At 71.1% G+C, this 22,352-nt stretch carries 11 protein-coding genes and 3 pseudogenes; 6 read left to right on the top strand and 8 right to left on the bottom strand.

Annotation, left to right across the window (positions count from 1 at the left end; all coding sequences use genetic code 11):
- Positions 1-47: 47 nt before the first annotated feature.
- The 4 genes and pseudogenes from ABTX78_RS20610 to ABTX78_RS20600 all read left to right on the top strand — a co-directional run bounded on the left by ABTX78_RS20610 (position 48) and on the right by ABTX78_RS20600 (position 4,051).
- Positions 48-2,006 carry a hypothetical protein gene (locus ABTX78_RS20610; protein ID WP_352208216.1) on the top strand — a complete coding sequence of 653 codons (1,959 nt, stop codon included), beginning with the start codon at positions 48-50 and terminating at the stop codon, positions 2,004-2,006.
- A 123-nt stretch (positions 2,007-2,129) separates the two neighbouring features.
- A pseudogene (locus ABTX78_RS20605) lies at positions 2,130-3,015 on the top strand (metal-dependent hydrolase).
- Between the two features lie 7 nt (positions 3,016-3,022).
- Positions 3,023-3,241 (top strand): annotated as a pseudogene (locus ABTX78_RS36165) (2Fe-2S iron-sulfur cluster-binding protein); the annotation flags it as partial.
- An 84-nt stretch (positions 3,242-3,325) separates the two neighbouring features.
- Entirely contained in the window at positions 3,326-4,051 is a 726-nt protein-coding gene (locus ABTX78_RS20600) for a TetR/AcrR family transcriptional regulator (RefSeq protein ID WP_352208215.1), read from the top strand.
- 47 nt (positions 4,052-4,098) lie between these two features.
- Here ABTX78_RS20600 and ABTX78_RS20595 read toward each other — a convergent pair whose 3' ends face one another.
- From ABTX78_RS20595 to ABTX78_RS20560, 8 genes and pseudogenes are all read right to left on the bottom strand, one after another.
- Entirely contained in the window at positions 4,099-5,694 is a 1,596-nt protein-coding gene (locus tag ABTX78_RS20595; RefSeq protein ID WP_352208214.1) for a SpoIIE family protein phosphatase, read from the bottom strand.
- Between the two features lie 69 nt (positions 5,695-5,763).
- Positions 5,764-11,088: a pullulanase-type alpha-1,6-glucosidase gene (gene pulA / locus ABTX78_RS20590; protein WP_352208213.1), complete on the bottom strand. Its 5,325-nt coding sequence runs from the start codon at positions 11,086-11,088 to the stop codon at positions 5,764-5,766.
- 154 nt (positions 11,089-11,242) lie between these two features.
- Positions 11,243-12,622 (bottom strand): annotated as a pseudogene (locus ABTX78_RS20585) (alpha-amylase); the annotation flags it as partial.
- 357 nt (positions 12,623-12,979) lie between these two features.
- The gene (locus ABTX78_RS20580) at positions 12,980-14,053 is read right to left on the bottom strand and encodes a LacI family DNA-binding transcriptional regulator (protein ID WP_502993913.1); all 1,074 of its coding nucleotides are present in this window, start codon (positions 14,051-14,053) and stop codon (positions 12,980-12,982) included.
- Complete coding sequence (locus ABTX78_RS20575) at positions 14,038-15,714, bottom strand: glycoside hydrolase family 13 protein (protein ID WP_352208211.1); 1,677 nt, start codon at positions 15,712-15,714, stop codon at positions 14,038-14,040. The genes ABTX78_RS20580 and ABTX78_RS20575 overlap by 16 nt, the downstream gene beginning before the upstream one ends.
- A 102-nt stretch (positions 15,715-15,816) precedes the next feature.
- Positions 15,817-16,755, bottom strand: a complete 939-nt coding sequence (locus tag ABTX78_RS20570; RefSeq protein WP_352208210.1) for a sugar ABC transporter permease — start codon at positions 16,753-16,755, stop codon at positions 15,817-15,819.
- A 63-nt stretch (positions 16,756-16,818) separates the two neighbouring features.
- Positions 16,819-17,817, bottom strand: coding sequence for a carbohydrate ABC transporter permease (locus tag ABTX78_RS20565; protein ID WP_352208209.1), 999 nt, complete (start codon positions 17,815-17,817; stop codon positions 16,819-16,821).
- Between the two features lie 131 nt (positions 17,818-17,948).
- Positions 17,949-19,220 (bottom strand): extracellular solute-binding protein, encoded by a 1,272-nt coding sequence (locus tag ABTX78_RS20560; RefSeq protein WP_352208208.1) that lies wholly within the window; start codon positions 19,218-19,220, stop codon positions 17,949-17,951.
- A gap of 354 nt (positions 19,221-19,574) precedes the next feature.
- Here ABTX78_RS20560 and ABTX78_RS20555 point away from each other — a divergent pair, with 354 nt between their 5' ends.
- Positions 19,575-21,212 (top strand): glycoside hydrolase family 13 protein, encoded by a 1,638-nt coding sequence (locus ABTX78_RS20555; RefSeq protein WP_352208207.1) that lies wholly within the window; start codon positions 19,575-19,577, stop codon positions 21,210-21,212.
- Between the two features lie 25 nt (positions 21,213-21,237).
- Positions 21,238-22,269, top strand: coding sequence for a LacI family DNA-binding transcriptional regulator (locus ABTX78_RS20550; protein WP_352208206.1), 1,032 nt, complete (start codon positions 21,238-21,240; stop codon positions 22,267-22,269).
- Positions 22,270-22,352: the final 83 nt, after the last annotated feature.

Raw genomic sequence — 22,352 nt, 5'->3', positions numbered from 1 at the left:
GACCGCCGGGGCGGTGACCATACGACCATTCGCTCGTTCTGCTGAACGTGCGCCCACAGGATGTCGTCACCCCGCCTGCCCCGCCGTCGCCCGCTCCGGCCGGCCGGGTGGAGCTCGACCAGGCCGAGGCGGCGCTGGTCGAGCACTATCCCCGTCTCGTCCGGATCGCCTATCTGGTGCTGCCGCCCACTCTCGGCCGCAACCGCCGTGTGCTGACCGCGCACGCGCTCGCGCAGCGCTCGCTGCCGCGCGGTCGGACCGTCCCCGCGGACGCCGGCGGCACCGCGGCCGACCGCGCGGCTGGCGGGCCCGAGAACGCCGCCGACCCCGGCTATCTCTACGTCCGGGGACGAGTGCTGCGCCAGGCGCTCGACGCCGGGCTGCCGCTGCGGCGGTTCGCCCGGCCGAAGCGGGCGCAGTTGCCGCCGCTGCTGCCCCACGTATGGGGACTGCGGGTCTTCCCGCGCTCCGGCGGCGCCGACGAACTCGCCCTGGACCAGCGGCTGTCGGCGCTGTCCGGCCCCGGCCGGGCCGCGTACGTCCTGCGGGCGCTGGAAGGCCTGCCGGACGCCGACGTACGCCAGGTGCTCACCGACGCCGGGGTGGCCGATCCGCACGCGGCACTCGTGGAGGCCGACGGCATGGCCGGGAGCGACCCGGCGCTGCTCGACTCCGCCGAGTTCGACCCGTGTTCGCTCCAGGCACGTCCCACCGATCTGATGCGCCGCCGCCAGCACGCGAAGGCGGCGCTGGTAGCGGCCGCCGCGCTCGCGGTGTGCGGGGCGCTGCTCGGTCTGCCGGGCGAGGGCTGGGGCCCGGACGGTGCAGCCGCGCCGGCGTACGCCCGGAACCCCTCCGCCGAGGCGGCCCTCGATCCCGGCCGGCTGGTGCGGGTCTCCCCCACGGCGTGGCAGTACTCCGCCCGCAGGGACTTCTCGGTCTGGCCGGCCCGGGGCGGGCTCACCGGCGACGACGCCCTGCTGCGCCGGGCGCTCGCCGTCTGGGCCAGGCCCGGCAGCACCGTCCAGACCTCTGCCACGCCCGCCACCCCACCGGGCCCGCCGATGGGCCCGCCGCAGCTGCTGTACGCGGGAGTGGTGGACCGGGCGCGGGTGGTGCTGCTGCACGACGGACTGCGGGTGGTGCGGTACGCCGAGCCGAAGGAGGGCACCGGCGGGGTGGCGCTCGACTTCGCGCGTACGGACGACGCCGACTCCGCGTCGGCGAGCGCCCTGGTGGCCGGCCGCACCGACGGCAACGTCCGCTATCTGACGGCACCCTGGGTGCGGACCACGTCCGTACGGGACCTGCTCACCCCGGAGGGCGGGGCGCGGCCGCTGCGCCGGGACAAGGAGGGCCTGACGAGCCCGCTGCCGAGTCCGGCACAGGCGCGGGACTGCCGCTCCTGGGACGTGCTGGAGCTCCGCGACGGTACGGCCGACCGGCTGCTGACCGACCTCGGCGAGCTGACGCCGGCCCGTCTCACCTACGGCGCCCCGTCGGCCCCCAAGGACCTCGGCGGCGCGGTGGAGCGTGCCGCGTGGGCGCGAACGGCCTGTCTGCTGCCGGGAGTCGCCTCGCACGGCGTCCGCAGCGTCAATCTGTGGCAGTACGCCCAGCAGTCGCTGCCCGAGTCGAACGGCACGGCGGCCTGGCTGTGTACGCGGGCGGAGACATGGCGGGGGCCGGGCAGCCGGGTCATGGCCCAGTTCCACGCGCCCGGGACGTCGCCCGGCGCGCCGGGCGCGATCGCCGCTCGGGCCGAGGACTCGCCGGCTTGCGGGGTACGGGACCCGAAGGTGCTGGCCGGGGTGCTGTGGAAGTCGCGCGCGGGCAGTTGGTACGTCCTGGCGGCGGGCAGTGGGCAGTTCGCCTCGCTCGCCACGTCGGGCGGGGTGGACGGCAGCGCCACGGGCCGGCTGCTGGCGGTGCGCGCGAAGGCGGGTGCGCGGGCGGAGCTCAACGGCGTGCTGTCGGACGGGAACCGGGTGGGCGCGCTGCACTGACCGGGCGCTCCGGGGGGTGCGTCAGAAACGCCCTCCCCGGGGCGGGCCCGTGTCACCTCGCGCGGGCCGGACATCGGGTCCACACCCCTGTCGCCGGAACTTACCCGTCAGCACATTGACGCCATGTCTCATACGCAGCCTGCGCCGGAGGCTTCGGAGCGGATGGCGCTCAAGGCCCGCAAGGTCTCCTTCGACTGGCAGGAGACCCCGCTGCACTGGGTCCCCGGTGACCCGTTCGCGACCCACACCATCAATGTGCCGCACCTCCTCCTGCCGGCCGGCGAGCGCTGGTTCGTGCACGTCTACCAGCAGGTCCTGCCGTACATCACGGACGAGGAACTGCGCGCGGACGTCATCGGCTTCATCGGTCAGGAGGCGATGCACTCCCAGGCGCACGACGAGGTCCTGCCGCATCTGAAGAAGCTCGGACTGGATCCGACGCCGTACACCGCGCAGGTGGACTGGCTCTTCGAGAAGCTGCTCGGCGACCGCACCCTGCCGCCCGGCAGGGCCCGTGAGTGGTGGCTGATGGAACGGGTCGCCCTCATCGCGGCGATCGAGCACTACACCGCCTTCCTCGGCAACTGGGTGCTCAACGCGGACGAGCTGGACCGCCGCGGCGCCGACGCCACGATGCTGGATCTGCAGCGCCGGCACGGCGCCGAGGAGGTCGAGCACCGTTCGGTGGCCTTCGAGCTGTTCCTGCATGTCGACGGCGGCTACCGGCGCCGGGTACGCACCTGGGCGACGGCGTTCTCCGCGCTGGTGTTCCTGTGGCAGCGCGGTGCGCGCTTCTTCATGGAGAACGACCCCTCACTCCGGAACGGCCGGGCGAGCCTTCCGCAGTTCGTCCGTGCGGGACGGCAGGGGGTCCTGCCGTCGACGTCCGCGATGCTGCGCTCCGTCCCCCGCTGTCCGAACCGCAGCTACCCACCCGTCGCAGGAGGGCAGCACGGCGCAGGCCGCCGCCTGTCTCGCCGCGTCCCCGGCTGCGAACGGAGGTCACTGAGATGGCACCCCGCCCCGCGGGCCAGTCGGTGCCGGCGGCGGTCCGCGCCGAGGTGCGGGACGTCTCGTACTCCTGCGAGCAGGGCTTCTGCGGCACCTGCCAACAGCGCGACCTGGCGGGCGAGATCGACCACCGCGACGAACTGCTGACCGACGGCGAACGGGAGGACTCGATGCTCATCTGTGTCTCGCGCTGCCACGGCGGACGGCTGGTCTTTGACCTCTAGAAGCCTGCCGTGGCGACCTGAGGGGAGATCTCCCAAGACACCACGGGAACAGGTGCTCGCCGGTGCGGTCGGTAGGCTGTCGGCATGACGACCGGGGTACGCCGCAGGATGGGCGTCGAGGAGCGCAGGCAGCAGCTGATCGGTGTGGCGCTGGAGCTCTTCAGCGCCCGCTCCCCCGACGAGGTGTCGATCGACGAGATAGCCGCGGCCGCGGGAATCTCGCGACCTCTCGTCTACCACTACTTCCCCGGCAAGCAGAGCCTGTACGAGGCCGCGCTGCGGCGCGCGGCCGACGAGCTGGCCGGCCGGTTCCTGGAACCGCACGAGGGGCCGCTCGGTGCGCGGCTGCTGCGGGTGATGCGCCGCTTCTTCGATTTCGTCGAGGAGCACGGGCCGGGCTTCTCCGCGCTGATGCGCGGTGGTCCCGCCGTCGGATCGAGCACCACCAACGCGATGATCGACGAGGTGCGGCAGGCCGCGTACGAGCAGATCCTCGCGCACCTCGGCGTCCACCGCCCGCCCGCACGGCTCGCGTTGGTCGTCCGCTCCTGGGTCTCCCTCGCGGAGTCGACGGCGCTGATCTGGCTGGACGGACGCCGGATCCCGCGCGCCGAGCTGGAGTTGCAGCTCGTGCACGACTTCGCGGCTCTGTGCGCGGTGAGCGCGGCCTACGACGAGGAGATGGCCGGCATCCTGATCGGCGTCCTGAGGGACGAGCCCGCCCAGGGTCCCTTCGGCGATCTGGTGGGCCGGCTCATGACGCTGGCGCCGTCGCTCATGGGCACGGTGCCGTCCCAGCGCCGGCCGTAGGACCGCACCCGACGCATACGGCCCCGGCCCCGGCCGCACGGTCCCGGTCAGAGACCGGTCATCCGCAGGGCCAGCAGCGCCACGTCGTCCTCACGGGTGCCGAAGCGGTCGAGCAGGGAGTCGCACAACGCCTCGACACCCGGCGGCGCCTGGCAGGCCGCGTGGCGCAGCCGGTCCATCGACACCGCGAGATCGGTCCCCCGGGTCTCGATCAGACCGTCGGTGACCATCAACAACCGCTCACCGGCGGCGAGCCGGACCTCCCCGGGCCGCGGGCGCATCAGCCCCAGGCCGAGGAGCGGGCCCGACACCTCCGCGTAGCGGGCGTCGCCGGTGCCGTCGACGATCAGCGGGCGGATGTGACCGCCGTTGGCGATACGAGTGCGTCCGGTGGCCGGGTCGATCAGGGCGAGACAGACCGTCGCGGTCGCATCCGGGTGGTAGCGCTGGAGCATGCGGTCGAGCCGGTGCAGCAGGACGGCCGGATCGGTCTCGTCGGTGGCGTACGCCCGCAGCGCGTGGCGCAGTTCGACCATCACGGTGGCCGCGTCGAGGGAGTGGCCGACGACGTCGCCGACACCGACGAGGAGTCCGTCGGCGGTGGCGAGGGCCACGTAGAAGTCGCCGCCGATCTCGGCGTTGCGTGAGGCGGGGACGTAGCGCAGGGCCAGCTCCGCGCCCGGCAGGGCGGGCGGCTTCTGGGGCAGGAAGCTGCGCTGGAGGGTGAGGGCGACATGGCGTTGCTCGGCGGCGGTGCGCAGCGTACGCGCCCTGAGCGCGGTGGCGTGCGCGAGGCGTCGCAGCAGCAGGGCGGTATGCGGATCGGGGCGGGGGCCGGCCGGGTACGCCAGGCAGACCGGCGGCTGGTCGGGGCCGCTGCGGGCGAGCAGCAGGGCCGCGCCGTCGGGGGCTTCGGGGCGGAAGAACCCGGCGGGCCACAGCGGTGGCGGTATGACGAGGGGCCGCACTCCGGTGCGGCCCTCCGCGCACTGCTCCATCAGCCGGGCCACCACGGCTCGTTCCTCGACGCCCGGCAGGCTTCCGTACCGCAGCAGGCTGCCCGCGTGCAGGGTTTCGTCGACCCCGAACACGAAGGCCGCCGCGGGGCCGCCGGTGAGCGAGCCGACCGCGCCGGCGGCGAGGTCGGCCAGTTCCTGCGGGCCGTGGGCACAGTGCAGTTCGGTGGTGACGGCGGCCAGCCGGTTCAGCCGGTCCGCCTGGGCCTCGGCGTCGTGCAGGGAACGGGCGCCGCGCAGGGCCGCGCGGACGACCGCCTCGATCTCCTCGGGTTCGACGGGGGTCGTGAGATAGGCCTCCGCTCCGGAGTCGAGACCGCGGGTGCGGTCGCGCGGAGTGACGGCCGCGGCGCTGAAGTGCACCACCGGAATGGCGGCGATCTCCGGATGCGCCTTGATACGGCGGCAGAGCTCGAAACCGCTCATGTCCGGCAGCCCGACGTCGACCAGCGCCGCGTCCGGCAACGCACCTGACCTGAGCCGGGCATCCAGCTCGATCAGGGCGTCGCCGGCACACGCGGACGGCACGACCAGGTGTCCCGCTCGGCGCAGTACGGCACCCATGGCATAGCGGTTGGCCTCGAGGTCGTCGACGACCAGGACCGTGGCGCCGTCCGCTTCGTTCATCGTGCGCTCCCGTCGAACCGGGGAGATGGTTCCTCTCCGTAGTCGGTCCACTACGCTAGCGCGATCGGTTCAGCTCCGGGTGAAGACGGCGACTGTTCGCCCGGGTACCGAGAAGGTGCCCGAACTCCTTTCGTAGGCGGACCCCTTGGTCACGGCGTCGGCGCCGGTCGCCTGGACGGGATGCAGGGCGTACAGGGCGCCGGTCAGGGCCTCGATCCGCTGGGTCCGGCGCTGCGGAGTGGCGTTGAAGACCACGACCAGGTCACCCGCCCGCATGGTGATCACGCCGGGCGTCTCGTCCTTGCCGGACAGCGGGAAGGAGACCGCGGACCGGACCTGCTCGGCGGTGCCGAGACCGAACGCTTTCTCGGTGGTGCGGATGGTGAGCAGATCGCGGTAGGCGGCCGAGGCTCCGGTGATCTGCGGGCAGCCCATGGTGAGAGCGGGGGCGGTCAGCAGCGGCTTGGCGTAGGGCCACTTGGACCGGTTGTCGGCCGCGGGCGGGAGTCCGCGGCCGAAGCCGTTGCCGTCCCGGCAGTCCCAGTGGATGGCGTTGAACCAGTCGCCGCTGTCGTAGGAGTTGCGGTCCAGCGACTTGGAGCGCAGCAGGTCCGTGCCGGCCTGGGTGAGCGCGGGGCCCTGGGAGAGTGCCGCGGTGGCCATCGCCAGCACCTGCATCCGCGCCCGGTCGCCGGGTGAGGTGGCGGCGGGGAGCTTGAAGGCGAGGGCGTCGTACAGCGATTCGTTGTCGTGGGCGTCGGCGTAGGCCAGTGCGTCGCCGGGGGCGGCCGCGTACCCGGCGGGAGCACCGTTGTAGTCGACCTCGGAGCCCTTGACGCGGCGGCCGGCGCTGTCGGTGAAGGTGTACTCGGCCAAGTTGCCGGTGAGGCCGACCTTGATCAGGTCCTGGTAGTGGAGCAGCCGGGCCCTCTGCTGGGCCTCGGTGCCGTTGGCGGGCGAGGAGTTGGGGTCGGTGAACAGTCCGGAGGCGAAGCCCTGCACACCCGGGTCCTCGTCGAACGGCCCGCCGCCGCGGACCGCGTCACGGGCCCGGTCGGAGAACGTCGCGATGCCGGTGCCGGCCATGTTCTTCTGCGTCGCCTGGACGAACCGGGCGTCGTCGGCGATCTCGCCGAAGTTCCAGCCCTCTCCGTACAGGACGATCTTCCTTCCGTCCACGCCGTCGCGTGCCGGGGTGAGAGCGTCGAGCGCCTTGCGGACGGCGAGGATGTTGGCCTTCGGGTGGTGTCCCATCAGGTCGAAGCGGAAGCCGTCGACCTTGTACTCCTTCGCCCAGGTGACGACGGAGTCCACCACCAGCTTGCCCATCATGGCGTTCTCCGGCGCGGTGTTGGCGCAGCAGGTGGAGGTGGCCACGGTGCCGTCCGCCAGCAGGCGCTGGTAGTAGCCGGGCACGATCCTGTCGAGTACGGACTTGTCGGCCTGGCCGCTCGCCACGGTGTGGTTGTAGACGACGTCCATGACCGTGCGCAGTCCGGTCCCGTTGAGGGCCTGGACCATCTTCCGGAACTCGACCGTGCGTCGGGTGCCTTCGGGGTCGGAGGCGTACGAACCCTCCGGCACGCTGTAGTGCAGGGGGTCGTAGCCCCAGTTGTAGGCGTCCTTGGCGGCTGCCGCGGCGACGCAGGCCTGCTGCTCCTCCGAGTCCGGCGCATACACCTCCAGGTCGCAGCCGGGCTTCGTCCGGTCGGCCCTGCGCTCGGGGATCGTGCCGATGTCGAAGGCCGGCAGGAGGTGGACGTAGGAGGTACCGCTGGCGGCCAGGGACGACAGGTGCCTCATCCCGGCCGATGCGCGGTCGGTGAAGGCGAGGTACTGGCCCGGGTGCCGTGAGGTGCGGTCCGCGACCGAGAAGTCACGGACGTGCAGTTCCTGGATCTGCGCGTTGCGCAGGGGGACGGCCGCCGGCTTCTTCAGGGTGCGCCAGCCGGCCGGGGCGAGCTCGGGGTCGGCGAGGTCGACGAGGAGGCTGCGGGCGGAGTCGGTGGTCAGGGCGGTGGAGTAGGGGTCGGTGACCTTGTTGTTGACCAGCTTCTGGACGCTGGGCGCCCAGACGGTGACGGCGTACCGGTAGGGCTTGCCGGTCCAGGATTTCTTGCCGGTGACCGACCAGACGCCGGAGGTGTCGTCCCGTCGCATCGGGACGCTCCTGCCGTCGAGTTCGAGGGAGACGGAGCGCGCGGTCGGAGCCCAGAGGGACAGGGAGGGGGCGCCGCGGCGGAAGACCGGCCCGAGGGCCGCCTCGGTGGCCGCGGGCGCGTACAGGTCATCCAGGATTCCCGCGGTCTGCACACCGGTGGCGGCCAGGAGCGCCCCTCCGGCGGACCGCTGGGTCGCGATGACCTGTCCGCGCAGGGCGTCGCGCACACGGTCCCGGTCGCGCGGGTCGACGGTGAAGGCCGGATAGTCCTTGAGGTGCGGGAACCTGGCCTTCTGCGCGTCGGTGAGCGCGGACGCGCCGAGCCGCAGCCAGCGGCCCTCGTCGCTCAGCGCGCCGTCGACGACGGAGATGCCACCCTTCTCGGCGTAGACGAGCTGCTGGCTGGTCGCCTCGGTCGCGTTCACCTTCCAGACGACGGTGTTCCGGTCGATCCACTGGGCCTCGGACGTCCCGAGGTCGAGCGAGGGTGCCCCGCCGGTCTGCGGAAGGAGGTACTTCGGCTGTCCGGCGAGCAGCCAGACCTCGTTGCTGTACGTCGCGAGGTCCAGCGACTGGTCGGTGGGCAGGTCCTTCTGGTCACCCTTGTGGAGGATGTAGCTGAGCGATCCGGCGCCCGCGGCGAGCGGCACCTCGAAGGTCGCGCCGTAGGCGTCCGTGCGCACGGGCCGGAGGGGCTCGGACCAGTCGGTGGGGTTCGCGGCACCGGTCCAGGTGTGCAGCCCCCAGCCGTCGTAGTCGCCGTCCGGGCGGTGGTAGTGCAGGACGGCCTTGGTCTTGTCCTGCGGCGGGTACGCGCCGTCGGGGGCCCGGTCCGCCTGGGCGTCCTTGCCCTGGGCGATCCACACCTCGCCGGTGCGGGCCAGGTCGACCGTCCGCTGCGGGCCGTCCGCCGTGCCGTTCTTCTCCACGGTGTACGGGAGCGTCGAGGCGCCGTCGTCGAGCTTGATCCAGGCGAAGGCGCCGTAGGCGTCGCGGCCGGTGAAGGCGGCGGTGGTGGAGCCGGACTTCAGCTGCCACCCGTCGTAGTCGCCGTCGGGCCGCTGGTAGTGGACGACCGCGTGGTCACGGTCCACCGCGCCGGGCTTCTCGGGCGGCGGCGCCTGGCCGGCGGTCGTCGAGGCGAGCGCGCTCGCGGTGCGGCCCGCGGCGTCCACCACGACCGCCTTGTAGCGCAGGGCTGTTCCGGCGGGCACGGTGGTCTCGATGTGCTGGGTGACCTTGTACGGGGCGTGGTCGGCGGAGCCGAGGGTGCGCCACGGGCCGTTGCCGACCTGCGCGGCGAAGACGACACGGGCGAGCTGCCCGCCGTCGGCGGCGGCGGCGATCTCGACCGTGCCGGTGGCTCCGGCTGCCGGTGCCTTCAGGCTGATCACGGGTTTCGCGGCCGGCGTGGGCTGCGGCGTTTCGGCCCGCAGCACGACGGACGACAGCGCGGGCACGGTGACGGTGACCTTGCGGGCGGCGTCGCTACGGGTGCTGGCGGAGCTTCCGTGGATGCCGCGGAAGGCGGTGTTCGCCGAGCCGGTGGTCACCTCGACCGTCTTCGGCGCCGTGCCGTTGTTGACGGCGACCAGGTACTCCGCCCTCTGCCGGGGGTCGGTGCGGGAGAAGGCGTACACGGACCCCTCGGCGTAGCGCTGCTGCTGGACGCCGTCCCGCAGCGCCGGGTGGGTCCTGATGAGCCGGGAGAGCGCGGCGATCGAGCGGTACAGCGGTTGCCCGGTGTCGTAGGCGTCCGAGGCGTGCGTACGGTCCGTGCCGAGCTGGTCGTCGTCCAGGTAGTCGGGTGTCCTGGAGGCGAAGAGCGTCTGGCGTGCGTCCTTGTCGCCGCCCGCTCCGGTGAAGCCCTGCTCGTCGCCGTAGTAGATCACCGGGTTGCCCCGGGAGAGGAACATCAGCTCGTTGGAGAGCCGGGCCCGGCCGAGCAGTTCGGCATCGTCCGCCGCCGGGTTGTCCTGCTTCAGGAACGTCCCGACGCGGCCCATGTCGTGGTTGCCGAGGAAGGTCACCTGCTCATAGGCGTTGGCCTTGTCGGTGGTGTAGCGGTAGTCGTCGGCGAACACCTTCGCGAGCCGCTCCGCGGGGGCGCCTTGGGAGGCGTAGGCGCGTGCCGCGTCCTGGAAGGGGAAGTCGAGGGTGGCGTCGAGCCGGCCGCGGGTGACGTACGGCGAGGTGACCGCGGTGTCCGCGGAGAAGACCTCGCCGAACATGAAGAAGTCGTCCCGGCCCTGCTTCGCCGCGTACGCGTCGAGCGCGGTCGCCCACTGGGTCCAGAAGTCCATGTCGACGTGTTTGACGGTGTCGATGCGGAAGCCGTCGATGTCGAAGTCGCGGACCCACTTCTGGTAGATCCGCTCCATGCCGGTGACGACCTCGGGCCGTTCGGTCCACAGGTCGTCGAGCCCGGAGAAGTCCCCGTACTCGGAGCTCTCACCGGCGAAGGTGGAGTCGCCGCGGTTGTGGTACATCGTGGGGTCGTTGAGCCAACTCGGCACCTTCGCCGCGGTGTTGTCGCGGGTGACCGGGGTGTACGGGAAGGAGTCCGCGTTCACCGCGGGGACGCCGGACCGGTCGTCGAAGGGACGGCCGGACGCGTCGAGGTAGGGATACGCGCCCTTGGGGCGGTAGCCGTACTTCTTCTCGGCGTAGTCGACGGTGTCGGCGGTGTGGTTGGTGATGACGTCGAAGAAGACCTTCATGCCCTTGGCATGGGCCTTGTCGATGAGGGTCTCCAGGTCCTTGTTGGTCCCGAAGTGCGGGTCGACCTGGGTGAAGTCGGTGATCCAGTACCCGTGGTACCCGGCGGAGGCATCCTTCCCCTCCCCCTGGACGGGCCTGTTCTTGAAGATGGGCGCGAGCCAGATCCCGGTGGTGCCGAGGCCCTTGATGTAGTCGAGCTTCTTCGTCAGGCCCTTGAGGTCACCGCCCTGGTAGAACCCCTTGTCGGCCGGGTCGTACCCGGTGTCGAGCCGGCCTCCCCGGAGGCCGCCGCGGTCGTTGGCGGGATCGCCGTTGGCGAACCGGTCGGGCAGCACGAAGTAGAACTGCTCGCGGGTCAGGTCGTGCCGGGACGGTTCAGCGGCGAGCCGGGCGTCGGACGGTGGGCCGGGGGCCCTGGTTTCGGCCGCGACCGGCGCGGCGGGTACGAGCGCGGCGCACAGCGCCCCGACGATGCCGACGACGGCTCTGCGCGGTCGTCCGGTTCGGAACACGGTTGTTCTCCTTGGGTAGTCCTGCGCGCGCGGTGCCGCCCCGCGGGCGGGCCCGGGATGTGCGGGGCCCGCCCGTGGGGGCTTGCTGTGCCGGCGCGCGGCGAAAGGGATCCGGCTCGGATGCCCGTCGGGTGCGGCTGTGCGCCTGTCAGCCGCAGCTGCGGGCGCCCGTGTGCAGCGCCACCGCGGTGTCGGGGCCGAGCGTCGCGGTGAACTGGCCGGAGCCGTTCACCGTGACCGCGCGCCTGGACTGGACATCGCAGTAACCGCCCGCGGGCAGCGACGTCTGGAACGTCCGGGTCAGCGACCCCGTCTCGTGGTTGATGGCCACGTACGCCTTGGAGCCGCGCCCGAAGGCGATCTGGTCGCCGCCGTTGTCCCACCAGTTGGTGACGGCCTGTCCGCGGGCCACGTTCCGGAGGGCGACCATCGACGCGATCTCCGGCCAGGCGTGCTGGCACTTCCAGCCGTCCTGCCAGCACGCGTTCACCGTCCCGCCGTTCGGCGGGCCGGCGTCCCGGTCGGAGAACTCGTAGCCGGAGTGCACGTCCGGGGAGCCGTAGGGCCAGGCCAGCATGAAGACGTGTCCCAGCGTGTAGTCGGCACCGTCCTTGTAGCTGAGAGTGTCGCCGCCGCGCTCGGTGTCGTGGTTGTCGACGAAGACCGCCGACCTGCCCGACTCCATGTAGCCCCAGCCCTCGCCGTAGTTCTTCAGATAGGCGAGGTTCTCGTTGGTGAAGACGCGCTTGAGGTCGCGGGCGTAACGGAACTCCTGGACGTCGCCGTTGCCGAGGTACTCGCTCGGCGAGACGGCCTCGCCCGCGCCGAAGATGGCTTCCTGCTTCCAGTACACGGACGGCTTGCTCAGCCGGGACTTGATGTTGGCGAGGTCCGCCGCCGGCATGTGCTTCGCCGCGTCGATGCGGAAGCCGTCGACGCCGAGCGAGAGCAGGTCGTTGAGATAGGTGGCGATGCGTCCGCGGACGTAGTCCTCGCCGGTGTCGAGATCGGCGAGTCCCACCAGCTCGCAGTTCTGGACATTGCCGCGGTCCTGGTAGTTGGTGATGTGGGCCCGGCAGTCGTCCATGTCGGCGCCGGACCAGATCCCGGGGTAGGTGTACTTCGTGTACGACGAGCCGCCGGTGCCGGTGCCGTCCGCCGCCGCCATGTGGTTGATCACCGCGTCGACGACGACCTTGACCCCGGCGGCGTGACAGGTGTTGACCATCGCGGCGAACGAGGCGCGGTCGCCGAGCCGCCCGGCGATCTTGTAGCTGACGGGCTGGTACGAGGTCCACCACTGGCCGCCCTGGATGTGCTCCTGCGGCGGGGAGACCTGGACGTAGCCGTAGCCGGCCGGGCCCAGGGTGCCGCTGCACGCGGTGGCGACCGACGCGTACTTCCATTCGAAAAGGACAGCCGTGACGTCCTTGTCCCCCGGCGGTGCCGCCTGCGCGGTGCCCGCCGGTGCAACCACACTCACCGCCGCACACGCCACCAGGGCGAGTGCCGCGGCCAGAGGTCTGCCGGCCATTGTTCCTCCTGCATGGGGGGAGGTGCGGGTGACGGAGAAGCCTTGTCCGGCAACGCGCCGTGCCCGTAAGGCCTGTGAGGGTTCTTGCTGCAAGGCAGCAGAAAGTTATTGCGGTCGCGACCGTACGATTCCGCCGGTCCGCGGTCAACCCTTTGGACACACCGGTGTTGCACCGTGGAAATCTTGCGGTTTCCCAACTGCAAGCTCTTTCGCAAGACTTGCAGCGGTGTTAGTTTTCAGCCATGACTCCGGGCCGGTCGGCCGGGGGGCCGGCCTGTCCGGACCCCACGCGCCCGGCGGGCCGGCCCGGTCACGCGCCCGTCCGCACAGTGAGCCGAACGGGCCCTCGAAGAAGCCTTACCGGCGCGCCTGCGCGGTGCTGCCCCGGACCACGAGTTCGGGCTGGAACACATATTCCGTGCTCTGCACCGGACTTCCCTGGAGTTCCTCCAGCAGCGCGCCGACCGCGGCCGCCGCCATCGCCTTCACCGGCTGGCGGATCGTCGTCAGCGGCGGGTCGGTGAACGCCACCAGCCGTGAGTCGTCGAAGCCGACCACCGAGAGGTCGTACGGCACATGGAGCCCGCGCTCGCGGGCCGCCCGGATCACGCCGAGGGCCATCATGTCACTGCCGCAGACGACGGCGGTGCAGTCCTTCTCCAGCAGCGCACCGGCCGCCGCATGGCCGCCCTCGACGCTGAACAGCGAGCGCTCCACCAGCTGTTCGGCCGCCGCGCGGGTGTAGCCGAGGAGGGACACGAGCCCGTCCAGGAAGCCCTCGGTCTTGCGCCGCGCCGGCACATAGCGCACAGGCCCGATCGCGAGGCCGATCCGCTCGTGCCCCAGTTCGGCCAGATGGTTCACGGCCGTCCGCATCGCCGCCCGGTCGTCGCAGGAGACGCACGGCGCGCTGATGTGCTCGCTCTGGCCGTTGATGAGGACGAACGGGACTCCCCGGGCCGCGAGTTCGGCGTAGCGTGAATGGTCCGCCGAGGTGTCGGAGTGCTGCCCGGACAGGAACACGATGCCGTTTACACCGCTCTCCTGGAGCTGCTCGACGAGCTCCTCCTCGGTGGCGCCGCCCGGCAGTTGCGTGCAGAGCACCGGCGTGTAGCCGTGCCCGGCCAGCACCTGCTCCAGAGCCTGGGCGAAGGCGGGGAAGATCGGGTTGGTGAGTTCGGGCGTGAGCAGCCCGACGAGGCCCGCGCTGCGCTGCCGCAGCCGTACGGGCCTCTCGTATCCGAGCACGTCGAGCGCGGCGAGCACCCGCTGCCGTGTGCCGCTCGCCACACCCGGCTTGCCGTTCATGACCCGGCTGGCGGTCGCCTCGCTGACCGACGCCTGCGCCGCGATGTCCGCGAGCCGCGGGGCGGCGGCGCCGGTCTGGACGGCGCCGCCCCGCGACGGAGGAATCGTCACACCGCCCACCAGGCGGTGGTGTCCGCGGGCAGTACGGCCTCGCCGTCGGTCATCCGCACGGCGCCGTTGGCGAGCAGGACCCGGCCGGGGGCCGGTATGCGCACGGCCGTGCCCGTCGTGTTGACGGTGCAGACGAAGCCGCCCTCCCTGCGGAAGGCGAGCACGCCCTCGGGCGCGTCCAGCCACTCGACCGCGTCGCCCGCACCCAGCGCCGGGTGCTCGCGCCGCGCCGCGAGAGCGCTGCGGTACAGCTCCAGCGTCGAGTCGGGGTCACCGCTCTGCGCCTCGACGCTCAGCGCCGCCCAACTGTCCGGCTGGGGAAGCCAGCTGCCGCCCTCGCCGAAACCGTACGACGGCCCCTCCGCGTTCCACGGGATCGGCACCCGGCAGCCGTCGCGGAAACCGTCCTGGCCCTCGCTGCGGCCGAAGGCGGGGTCCTGGCGGACCTCGTCGGGCAGGTCGGTGACGTCGGGGAGGCCGAGTTCCTCGCCCTGGTAGACGTAGGCGGAGCCGGGCAGCGCCAGCATCAGCAGGGTGGCGGCACGGGCCCGCCGCAGCCCCAGTTCGCGGTCGCCTGCCTCGCGGATCTGGGTGCCGGCGGGCGGACCGGCGAAACGGGTGGCGTGCCGGGTCACGTCGTGGTTGGAGAGCACCCAGGTCGCCGGGGCGCCGACGGGCCGCATGGCGTCCAGCGACTGGTCGATGACCCGGCGCAGCTCGGAGGCGTCCCAATGGGTGCCCAGGTACTGGAAGTTGAAGGCCTGGTGGAGCTCGTCGGGGCGTACGTAGTTGGCGGTGCGCTCCACGGTGGGGGTCCAGGCCTCGGCCACGGCGATGCGGTCGCCGGGGTACTCGTCCAGGATCGTGCGCCAGCTGCGGTAGATCTCGTGGACGCCGTCCTGGTCGAAGAAGGGCGTGCCGTCGTCGCTGTTTCCGAGCAGCTTCAGCTGGTCGCCGCCGCCAAGGTCGGGCAGGCCCTCGGCCTTGACCAGACCGTGGGCGACGTCGATCCGGAAGCCGTCGACGCCCATGTCGAGCCAGAAGCGCAGGATCGAGCGGAACTCGTCCGCGACGGCGGGGTGTTCCCAGTTGAAGTCGGGCTGCTCGGGCGCGAAGAGGTGCAGATACCAGTCGCCGGGCGTGCTGTCGGGGTTCTCGGTACGGGTCCACGCGGGGCCGCCGAAGATGGACTCCCAGTCGTTGGGCGGGAGTTCGCCGTCGTCGCCCTTGCCGGGACGGAAGTGGTAGCGCTCCCGCAGAGCCGACCCCGGGCCCTCCTTCAGCGCACGCTTGAACCACTCGTGGGTGTCCGAGGAGTGGTTGGGCACCAGGTCGACGATGATCCGCAGCCCGAGCTCGTGGGCGTCCCTGATCAGCGCGTCGGCGTCGAGGAGCGTGCCGAACATCGGGTCGATGGCGCGGTAGTCGGCGACGTCGTAACCGGCGTCCGCCTGCGGCGACGCGTAGAAGGGACTCAGCCACACGGCGTCGACGCCGAGTTCCCTCAGATACGGCAAGCGGCTGCGGATGCCGGGAAGGTCGCCCATGCCGTCGCCGTTCCCGTCGGCGAAGCTGCGGGGGTACACCTGGTAGATGACGGCGTCTCTCCACCAGTCCGCGCCGGGCGCGGTCGTCTTGGCGGCGTGATGGGCGTCAGCCAGGTACTGGGTCATTCTCGATCCCTCTGAGGCTCGGTGCAGCGATGGGGGCGAAACGTCAGGCAGCAGGGGCGCCCGGCCGGTCAGGCGGCCGGGCGCCCCGGATCGTGGGGGGGGTCAGGACTTGGCGGCGCCGGCGGTGAGGCCGGTGACCAGGTGCCGCTGGACCAGGTAGAAGAACAGCGAGGCGGGGATGGCGATGAGGACGGAGGTCGCGGCCATCAGGTCCCACTGGGTGTCGTGCTCGCTGATGAAGGTGGTCAGGCCGATGGCGAGGGTGTACTTGTCGTCGCTGAGCATGAAGACCGACGCGTAGGCGACCTCGGCCCAGGCGGTGAGGAAGGTATAGAACGCCGCCACCGCGAGGCCCGGCCGCGCGAGCGGCAGGATCAGCCGGTAGAAGGTGCCGAACGGGGTGAGTCCGTCGATCCGGCCGGCCTCGTCGATCTCCGCGGGGATGGTGTCGAAGTACCCCTTGAGCAGCCAGGCGCAGTACGGGATCGCCGTGGTGCAGTAGACGAGGATCAGCGCCCAGTAGGTGTCGAGCAGGCCGAGGTCGGCCAGGATGTTGTAGAGCGGCACCATCAGGATGGCGACCGGGAACATCTGCGTGACCAGGAAGGTCCACATCAGCTGCCGGTGGCCGGGGAAGCGCATCCGGGAGACGGCGTAGCCCGAGCTGGCGGCGATGAAGACGCCGAGCAGGCATGTACCGAGCGCGACGATCAGCGAGTTGACGAACCACTGGAGGAACGACGTGTCGCTGAGGACCGTCGTGTAGTTCTCGAAGCTGATCTTGCCGGCGATGTCGCCGGGGTGCAGGAAGTCGCTCTTGTCGGGACCGAGGGAGATCCAGGCGATCCAGCCGATCGGGAACGCGGCGATGAAGCTCGCCAGGATCAGCGCGCTGTGGATCAGCACGGACGCCGAGCGGGGACGCTCGCCGCGCTTCAGCGGGCGCCTGCCCGCGGCGCGTCCGCGCGGCGGGACGGCGGCGGCGGTGGCGGTGGATTCGGCGGCCGGTCCCGCGGCCGGGAGATCTGCTGTGGTGCTCATGGGGTCGCTCCCCTCTCTTTCGTCAGGACTGCTTCTGATGGCCCGTTGGCCGGGTACGGACCGTCAGACGGCCTTCTCGTTGCGGGCCAGCCAGCGCCGGTAGAAGGAGGCGAAGACGATGAGCATCGACAGGATGATGACGCCGTAGGCGGCGGAGCCCGCGTAGTCGCGCGGGTCCTGTCCGAAGCCGAGGCGGTACGCCCAGGTGACGAGGATCTGGGCGTCGGTGCCCGAGTTGTTGCCGAACAGCAGGAAGATGACGACGAACTGGTTGAAGGTCCAGATGACGCCGAGCAGGACGACCGTGCTGCTGACCGAGCGCAGACCCGGGAGCGTCACGAAGCGGAACCGCTGCCAGGGGGTGGCCCCGTCGACCTCGGCGGCCTCGTAGAGCTCGGGCGGGATCGACTGCAGACCGCCCAGCAGCGAGACCATCATGAAGGGGACGCCGACCCAGGTGTTGACCATGATGGCGGCGGTCTTCTGCCAGAACGGGTCGCTCAGCCACGCCGGGGTGGGCAGATGCGCCCACTCCAGCACCATGTTGAGGACGCCGCCGTCGTCGGCGAGGATCAGCCGCCAGGCGAAGACGGTGACGAAGGTGGGCACGGCCCACGGCAGGATCAGGACCATGCGGTAGAAGGTGCGGCCGCGGAGCTTGCGGTTCAGCATCAGGGCGAGCCCCATGCCGATGCCGTAGTGCAGGGCCACACAGACGACGGTCCAGACGATCGTCCAGGTGAAGTGGGGCCAGAACTGGTGGTCGCCGCCGGAGAGGATCTCCGTGTAGTTGTCGAGGCCCACCCACGAGAAGCTGTCGGGGATCTCGTTGACGCCGATGGTCCGGCCGACGTTCTGGCTGTTGGCATCGGTCAGCGACAGATAGATGCCGCGGGCCAGGGGGTAGAGCACCAGGACGCCGATGACCGCCACCACGGGGGCGACCATGGCCCAGGCGTACCAGTTCCGGTTGTACGACTGCCTGATACGGCTGATCGGCCCGGGACGCTGCCCAGCGCCACGCCGGGTCTTATCGCTTCCGCCCTCGACGGCGACGGTCATCTTCGACACCTTTACGACAGATTCTCAGCAGGGTGTACGGCGTGGTGGCACGGCCCCGTCCGGGCCGCACCACGACAGGCGGCCGTCCGGCCCCGCCCCCTGCCGGGGGCCGGTCCGGACGGCCGACGGCCTTAGGAGAAGTCCTTGAGCAGCTTCTTGTAGGACTCGGCGGTGGTGTCGAGACCCTTCTGCGTGCTCACCTTGCCCTGCAGGATCGCCGTGAGGTTGGTGCCCAGGTCGGCGAAGAGCGAGCTGTACTCGGGCAGTTCGGGACGCGGGCGGGCGGAGCCGGCGAGGATCGCCTGGAACTCGGTGATGCCCGGGGTGGCCTTGACCTCGGCGGTGTAGGCGGAGGTACGGGTCGGCAGCGTGCCGTTCTTCAGCGCGATCTTGGCCTGGGTCTCGCCCGAGGTCATGAAGCCGACGAACTTCTGGGCCGCGGCCTGGTGCGCCTTGTCGGAGCCGGCGTACACGGAGAGGTTGTGGCCGCCGGTCGGGGCGCCGGCTTTGCCGGTGGTGCCGGCCGGGACGCCGGAGATGCCGAGGTTCGCCTTGTCCTTGAACGCGGCACCCTTGTAGATGTTGGTGAGCTCCCAGGGACCCTGGAGGATCATCGCGACCTTGCCGGTGTTGAACGCGTCCATCATGTGGGCGTACGAGTCGGCGGTCACGTCGAGCTTGGAGACGCCCGGAGACTTGAGGAGGTCCTTGCTCGCGTCCACGGCCCTGACGGCCTCGGGCGAGTTGATCGTGATCTTCTTGGCCTCGGCGTCGACCATGTCGGTGCCCTCGCCGAAGAGGAAGGGCAGCTCGAAGTAGGCGTCGGCGCGCAGCGTGAAGCCGTCGACCTTGACCTTCTCCTTGACCGCCTTGGCGACGGCCTTGACCTCGTCCCAGGTGGCGGGCGCCTTGTCGTAGCCGGCCTTCTTCAGGATCTCCTTGTTCCACATCAGGCCGAGGGAGTCGGTGACGAAGGGGGCGCCGTAGGTCTTTCCTTCGTACTGGGCCTGCTTGAGGAGCGAGGGAGTGATGTCCTCGGTGTTCTTGAGGGCGTCCGTTCCGTCGAGGGGGGCGAGGAACTGCGACTTGGCCCAGGAGGCGGTCCAGCCGACCTCGGCGCGGACGATGTCCGGCGCGCCCTTGCTGCCGGCCGCGGTCTGGAACTTGTTCTGCGCCTGGTCGAACGGGACGTTGACGTACTTGACCTTGATGTCCTTGTTGGCCTTCTCGAACTCGGCGATCATCGCCTTGTACGTCGGCGCCTCGTTCGTCGCGTTGGACGTGTCCCACCAGGTCAGGGTGACCGGGCCGCCGGCCTTGTCGCCGCTGTCGTCCCCGCCGCACGCCGTCGCTGCCAGTGCCAGTGCCGCTACCAGCGCGGTGGCCGCTATGCCACGCCGCATGTGAACTCCTTCAGAGATGCCCGAGATGGCGGAGGCCGGGGGCCTCCCGCCGACCGCTCCCTCGCGGCGCCGGGTTCGGCAGGAACGTAACAAGGATGAAAGGAAGCGGAAAGACCTTGCGGCAATTTTCTGCAAGGGTGGAGGATCGTTACATCCACGTGTCCGGAGAGTTGCCGTTGCATCGCTTGACGGTGGCCGCCCCGACCGCTTCCGCGCGCCCCCGCAATCACTTTCGCAAGATCTTGCAGAGCTGATATTTTGGTCCCCGACCACGTCACCAAGCGCCCGACACCCACGTTGACCTCGTTGGTTGTACGTCCCCCCGCCTCCGGACCGTACGAGAGGGACCCACTCATGACCCACGAACTCGCTCCCGCAGTCGGCCTGCCCGCGCCGACGGCAGCCGAGGGACAGAGCCCTGCAAGCTCTTCCAGCGAGGGCCGCGACTGGTGGCGCGATGCCGTCATCTACCAGGTGTACGTCCGTTCCTTCGCCGACAGCGACGGCGACGGCATCGGCGATCTGCGCGGCGCCACCGAGCGCCTGCCGTACCTGGCCGAGCTGGGCGTCGACGCCGTGTGGCTCACCCCCTTCTATGCCTCCCCCCAGGCCGACGGCGGCTACGACGTCGCCGACTACCGGGCCGTCGACCCGCTCTTCGGCGATCTCGCCGACGCCGACGATCTGGTGCGCACCGCCCACGAGCTGGGTCTGCGGGTGATCGTGGACGTCGTCCCGAACCACACCTCGGACCAGCACCCGTGGTTTTCGGCCGCGCTCGCCGACCCCGACCGGGAGGGCCCCCGCCGGCGCTACCACTTCCGGCCCGGCAGGGGCGCGCACGGCGAGCTGCCGCCGAACGACTGGGAGTCCGTCTTCGGCGGCCCGGCCTGGACCCGCACCCCCGACGGCGCCTGGTACCTGCACCTCTTCGCGCCCGAGCAGCCCGACCTCAACTGGGACAACCAGGAGGTGCACGAGGAGTTCGACTCGGTCCTGCGCTTCTGGCTGGACCTCGGTGTGGACGGCTTCCGCATCGACGTCGCCCACGGCATGGTCAAGGCCGCCGGGATGCCGGACATCGGCCACGGGGAACAGGCCAGCCTGATCGGCTCGCAGACACTGCCGTTCTTCGACCAGGACGGGGTCCACGAGATCCACCGCGGCTGGCGCAGACTGCTCGACTCCTACCCGGGCGAGCGGATCGGGGTCGCCGAGGCCTGGGCGCCCAGCCCGGACCGGCTGGCGCTGTACGTCCGCCCCGACGAGCTGCACCAGGCCTTCAACTTCCAGTTCCTGCGGTGCCCGTGGGAGCCGGCGGCGATGCGCAGCGTGATCGACGAGTCGCTGGCCGCCACCGCGTCGGTCGGAGCGCCCACCACCTGGGTGCTCTCCAACCACGACGTGGTCCGCCACCCCACCCGCTACGGCGGCGGCGTCCAGGGACTGCGCCGCGCCCGCGCGGCGGCGCTGCTGATGCTCGCGCTGCCCGGCTCGACGTACATCTACCAGGGCGAGGAGCTCGGACTCCCCGAGGTCACCGACCTGCCGAGCGAGGTGCGGCAGGACCCGGCGTTCTTCCGCGCGGCCGGGCAGGACGGCTTCCGTGACGGCTGCCGGGTGCCGATCCCGTGGACCGCGGAGGGGCCGTCGTACGGTTTCGGCGTAGGCGGCAGCTGGCTCCCGCAGCCCGCCGAGTGGGGCGCACTCTCGGTGGCTTCCCAGGCCGGCGACCCGCAGTCGACGCTGGAGCTCTACCGCTCGGCCCTCGCCCTGCGCCGTCAGCTGCCGGGCGGCCCGATGCGGTGGCTGCCGGGTCCCGACGGGGTGCTCGTACTGGCCCGAAACGGCCTGGTCTGCACCCTCAACACCACCGCGTCGGCGGTCGAACTCCCCACGCCGGGACGGCTGCTGATCTCCTCCGACGCCATGGAGCAGCCGGACGACACAGCCCGTATTCCGGCTGATTCCTGTGCGTGGTGGGCAATCTGACGTGCGCCCGGTACAGTCCAATCCTGTGACCGCACGGCTTGCCGACATCGCAGCCCAGGCGGGGGTCAGCGAAGCCACAGTCAGCCGCGTGCTCAACGGCAAGCCCGGTGTGGCCGCGGCCACCCGCGAATCCGTACTCGCCGCGCTCGACGTGCTCGGATACGAGCGCCCGGTGCGTCTGCGCCAGCGCAGCGCCGGACTGGTCGGTCTGATAACCCCCGAGCTCGACAACCCGATCTTCCCGGCCCTTGCCCAGGTCATCGGCCAGGCCCTGACCCGGCAGGGGTACACCCCCGTCCTGGCCACCCAGACACCGGGCGGCTCCACCGAGGACGAGCTCACCGAGATGCTGGTCGACCGGGGCGTGTCCGGCATCATCTTCGTCTCGGGACTGCACGCGGACACGACCGCGGACATGCAGCGCTACGACCAGTTGCGCGGACAGGGTGTGCCCTATGTCCTTCTGGGCGGCTTCTCGCCCAGGGTGAAGGCTCCCTTCGTCTCGCCGGACGACCGGGCGGCGATGCAGCTGGCCGTGACCCACCTCGCCTCGCTCGGCCACACCCGGATCGGCCTGGCGGTCGGCCCGAAGCGGTTCGTTCCCGTGCTGCGGAAGATCGAGGGTTTCCAGCAGGCCATGGAAATCCAACTCGGGCTCGCCCCCGAGGAATCGGAAGAGCTCATCCAGCACTCGCTCTACACCCTCGAAGGCGGTCAGGCCGCGGCCGGCGCCCTGATCGGGGAGGGGTGCACCGCCGTGGTGTGCGCGAGCGACATGATGGCGCTCGGCGCGATCCGGGCCGCCCGCGGGCTGGGCCTGGAGGTGCCGCGCGACGTCTCGGTGGTGGGTTTCGACGACTCCCCGCTCATAGCGTTCACGGATCCGCCGCTGACCACGATCCGGCAGCCCGTGCAGGCCATGGGACAGGCGGCCGTCCGGACCCTGCTGGAGGAGATCGGGGGCACCCCCGCACCGCACAGCGAGTTCATCTTCATGCCTGAGCTGGTGGTTCGCGGGTCTACGGCGTCGGGACCCGGAGCCGCGCTCCGGGGCTGACTCCTCCCTGAGTCGGACCGGGTGCGAGGGGAACCAGACCGAGGGATGATCGGTCGGTGGGCGCGCATCTGGCAGACTCTCGT

This window comes from Streptomyces sp. NPDC096193 (assembly GCF_040302905.1).
Classification (GTDB): Bacteria; Actinomycetota; Actinomycetes; order Streptomycetales; family Streptomycetaceae; genus Streptomyces.
This window is presented reverse-complemented; position numbering and strand designations above follow the sequence as displayed.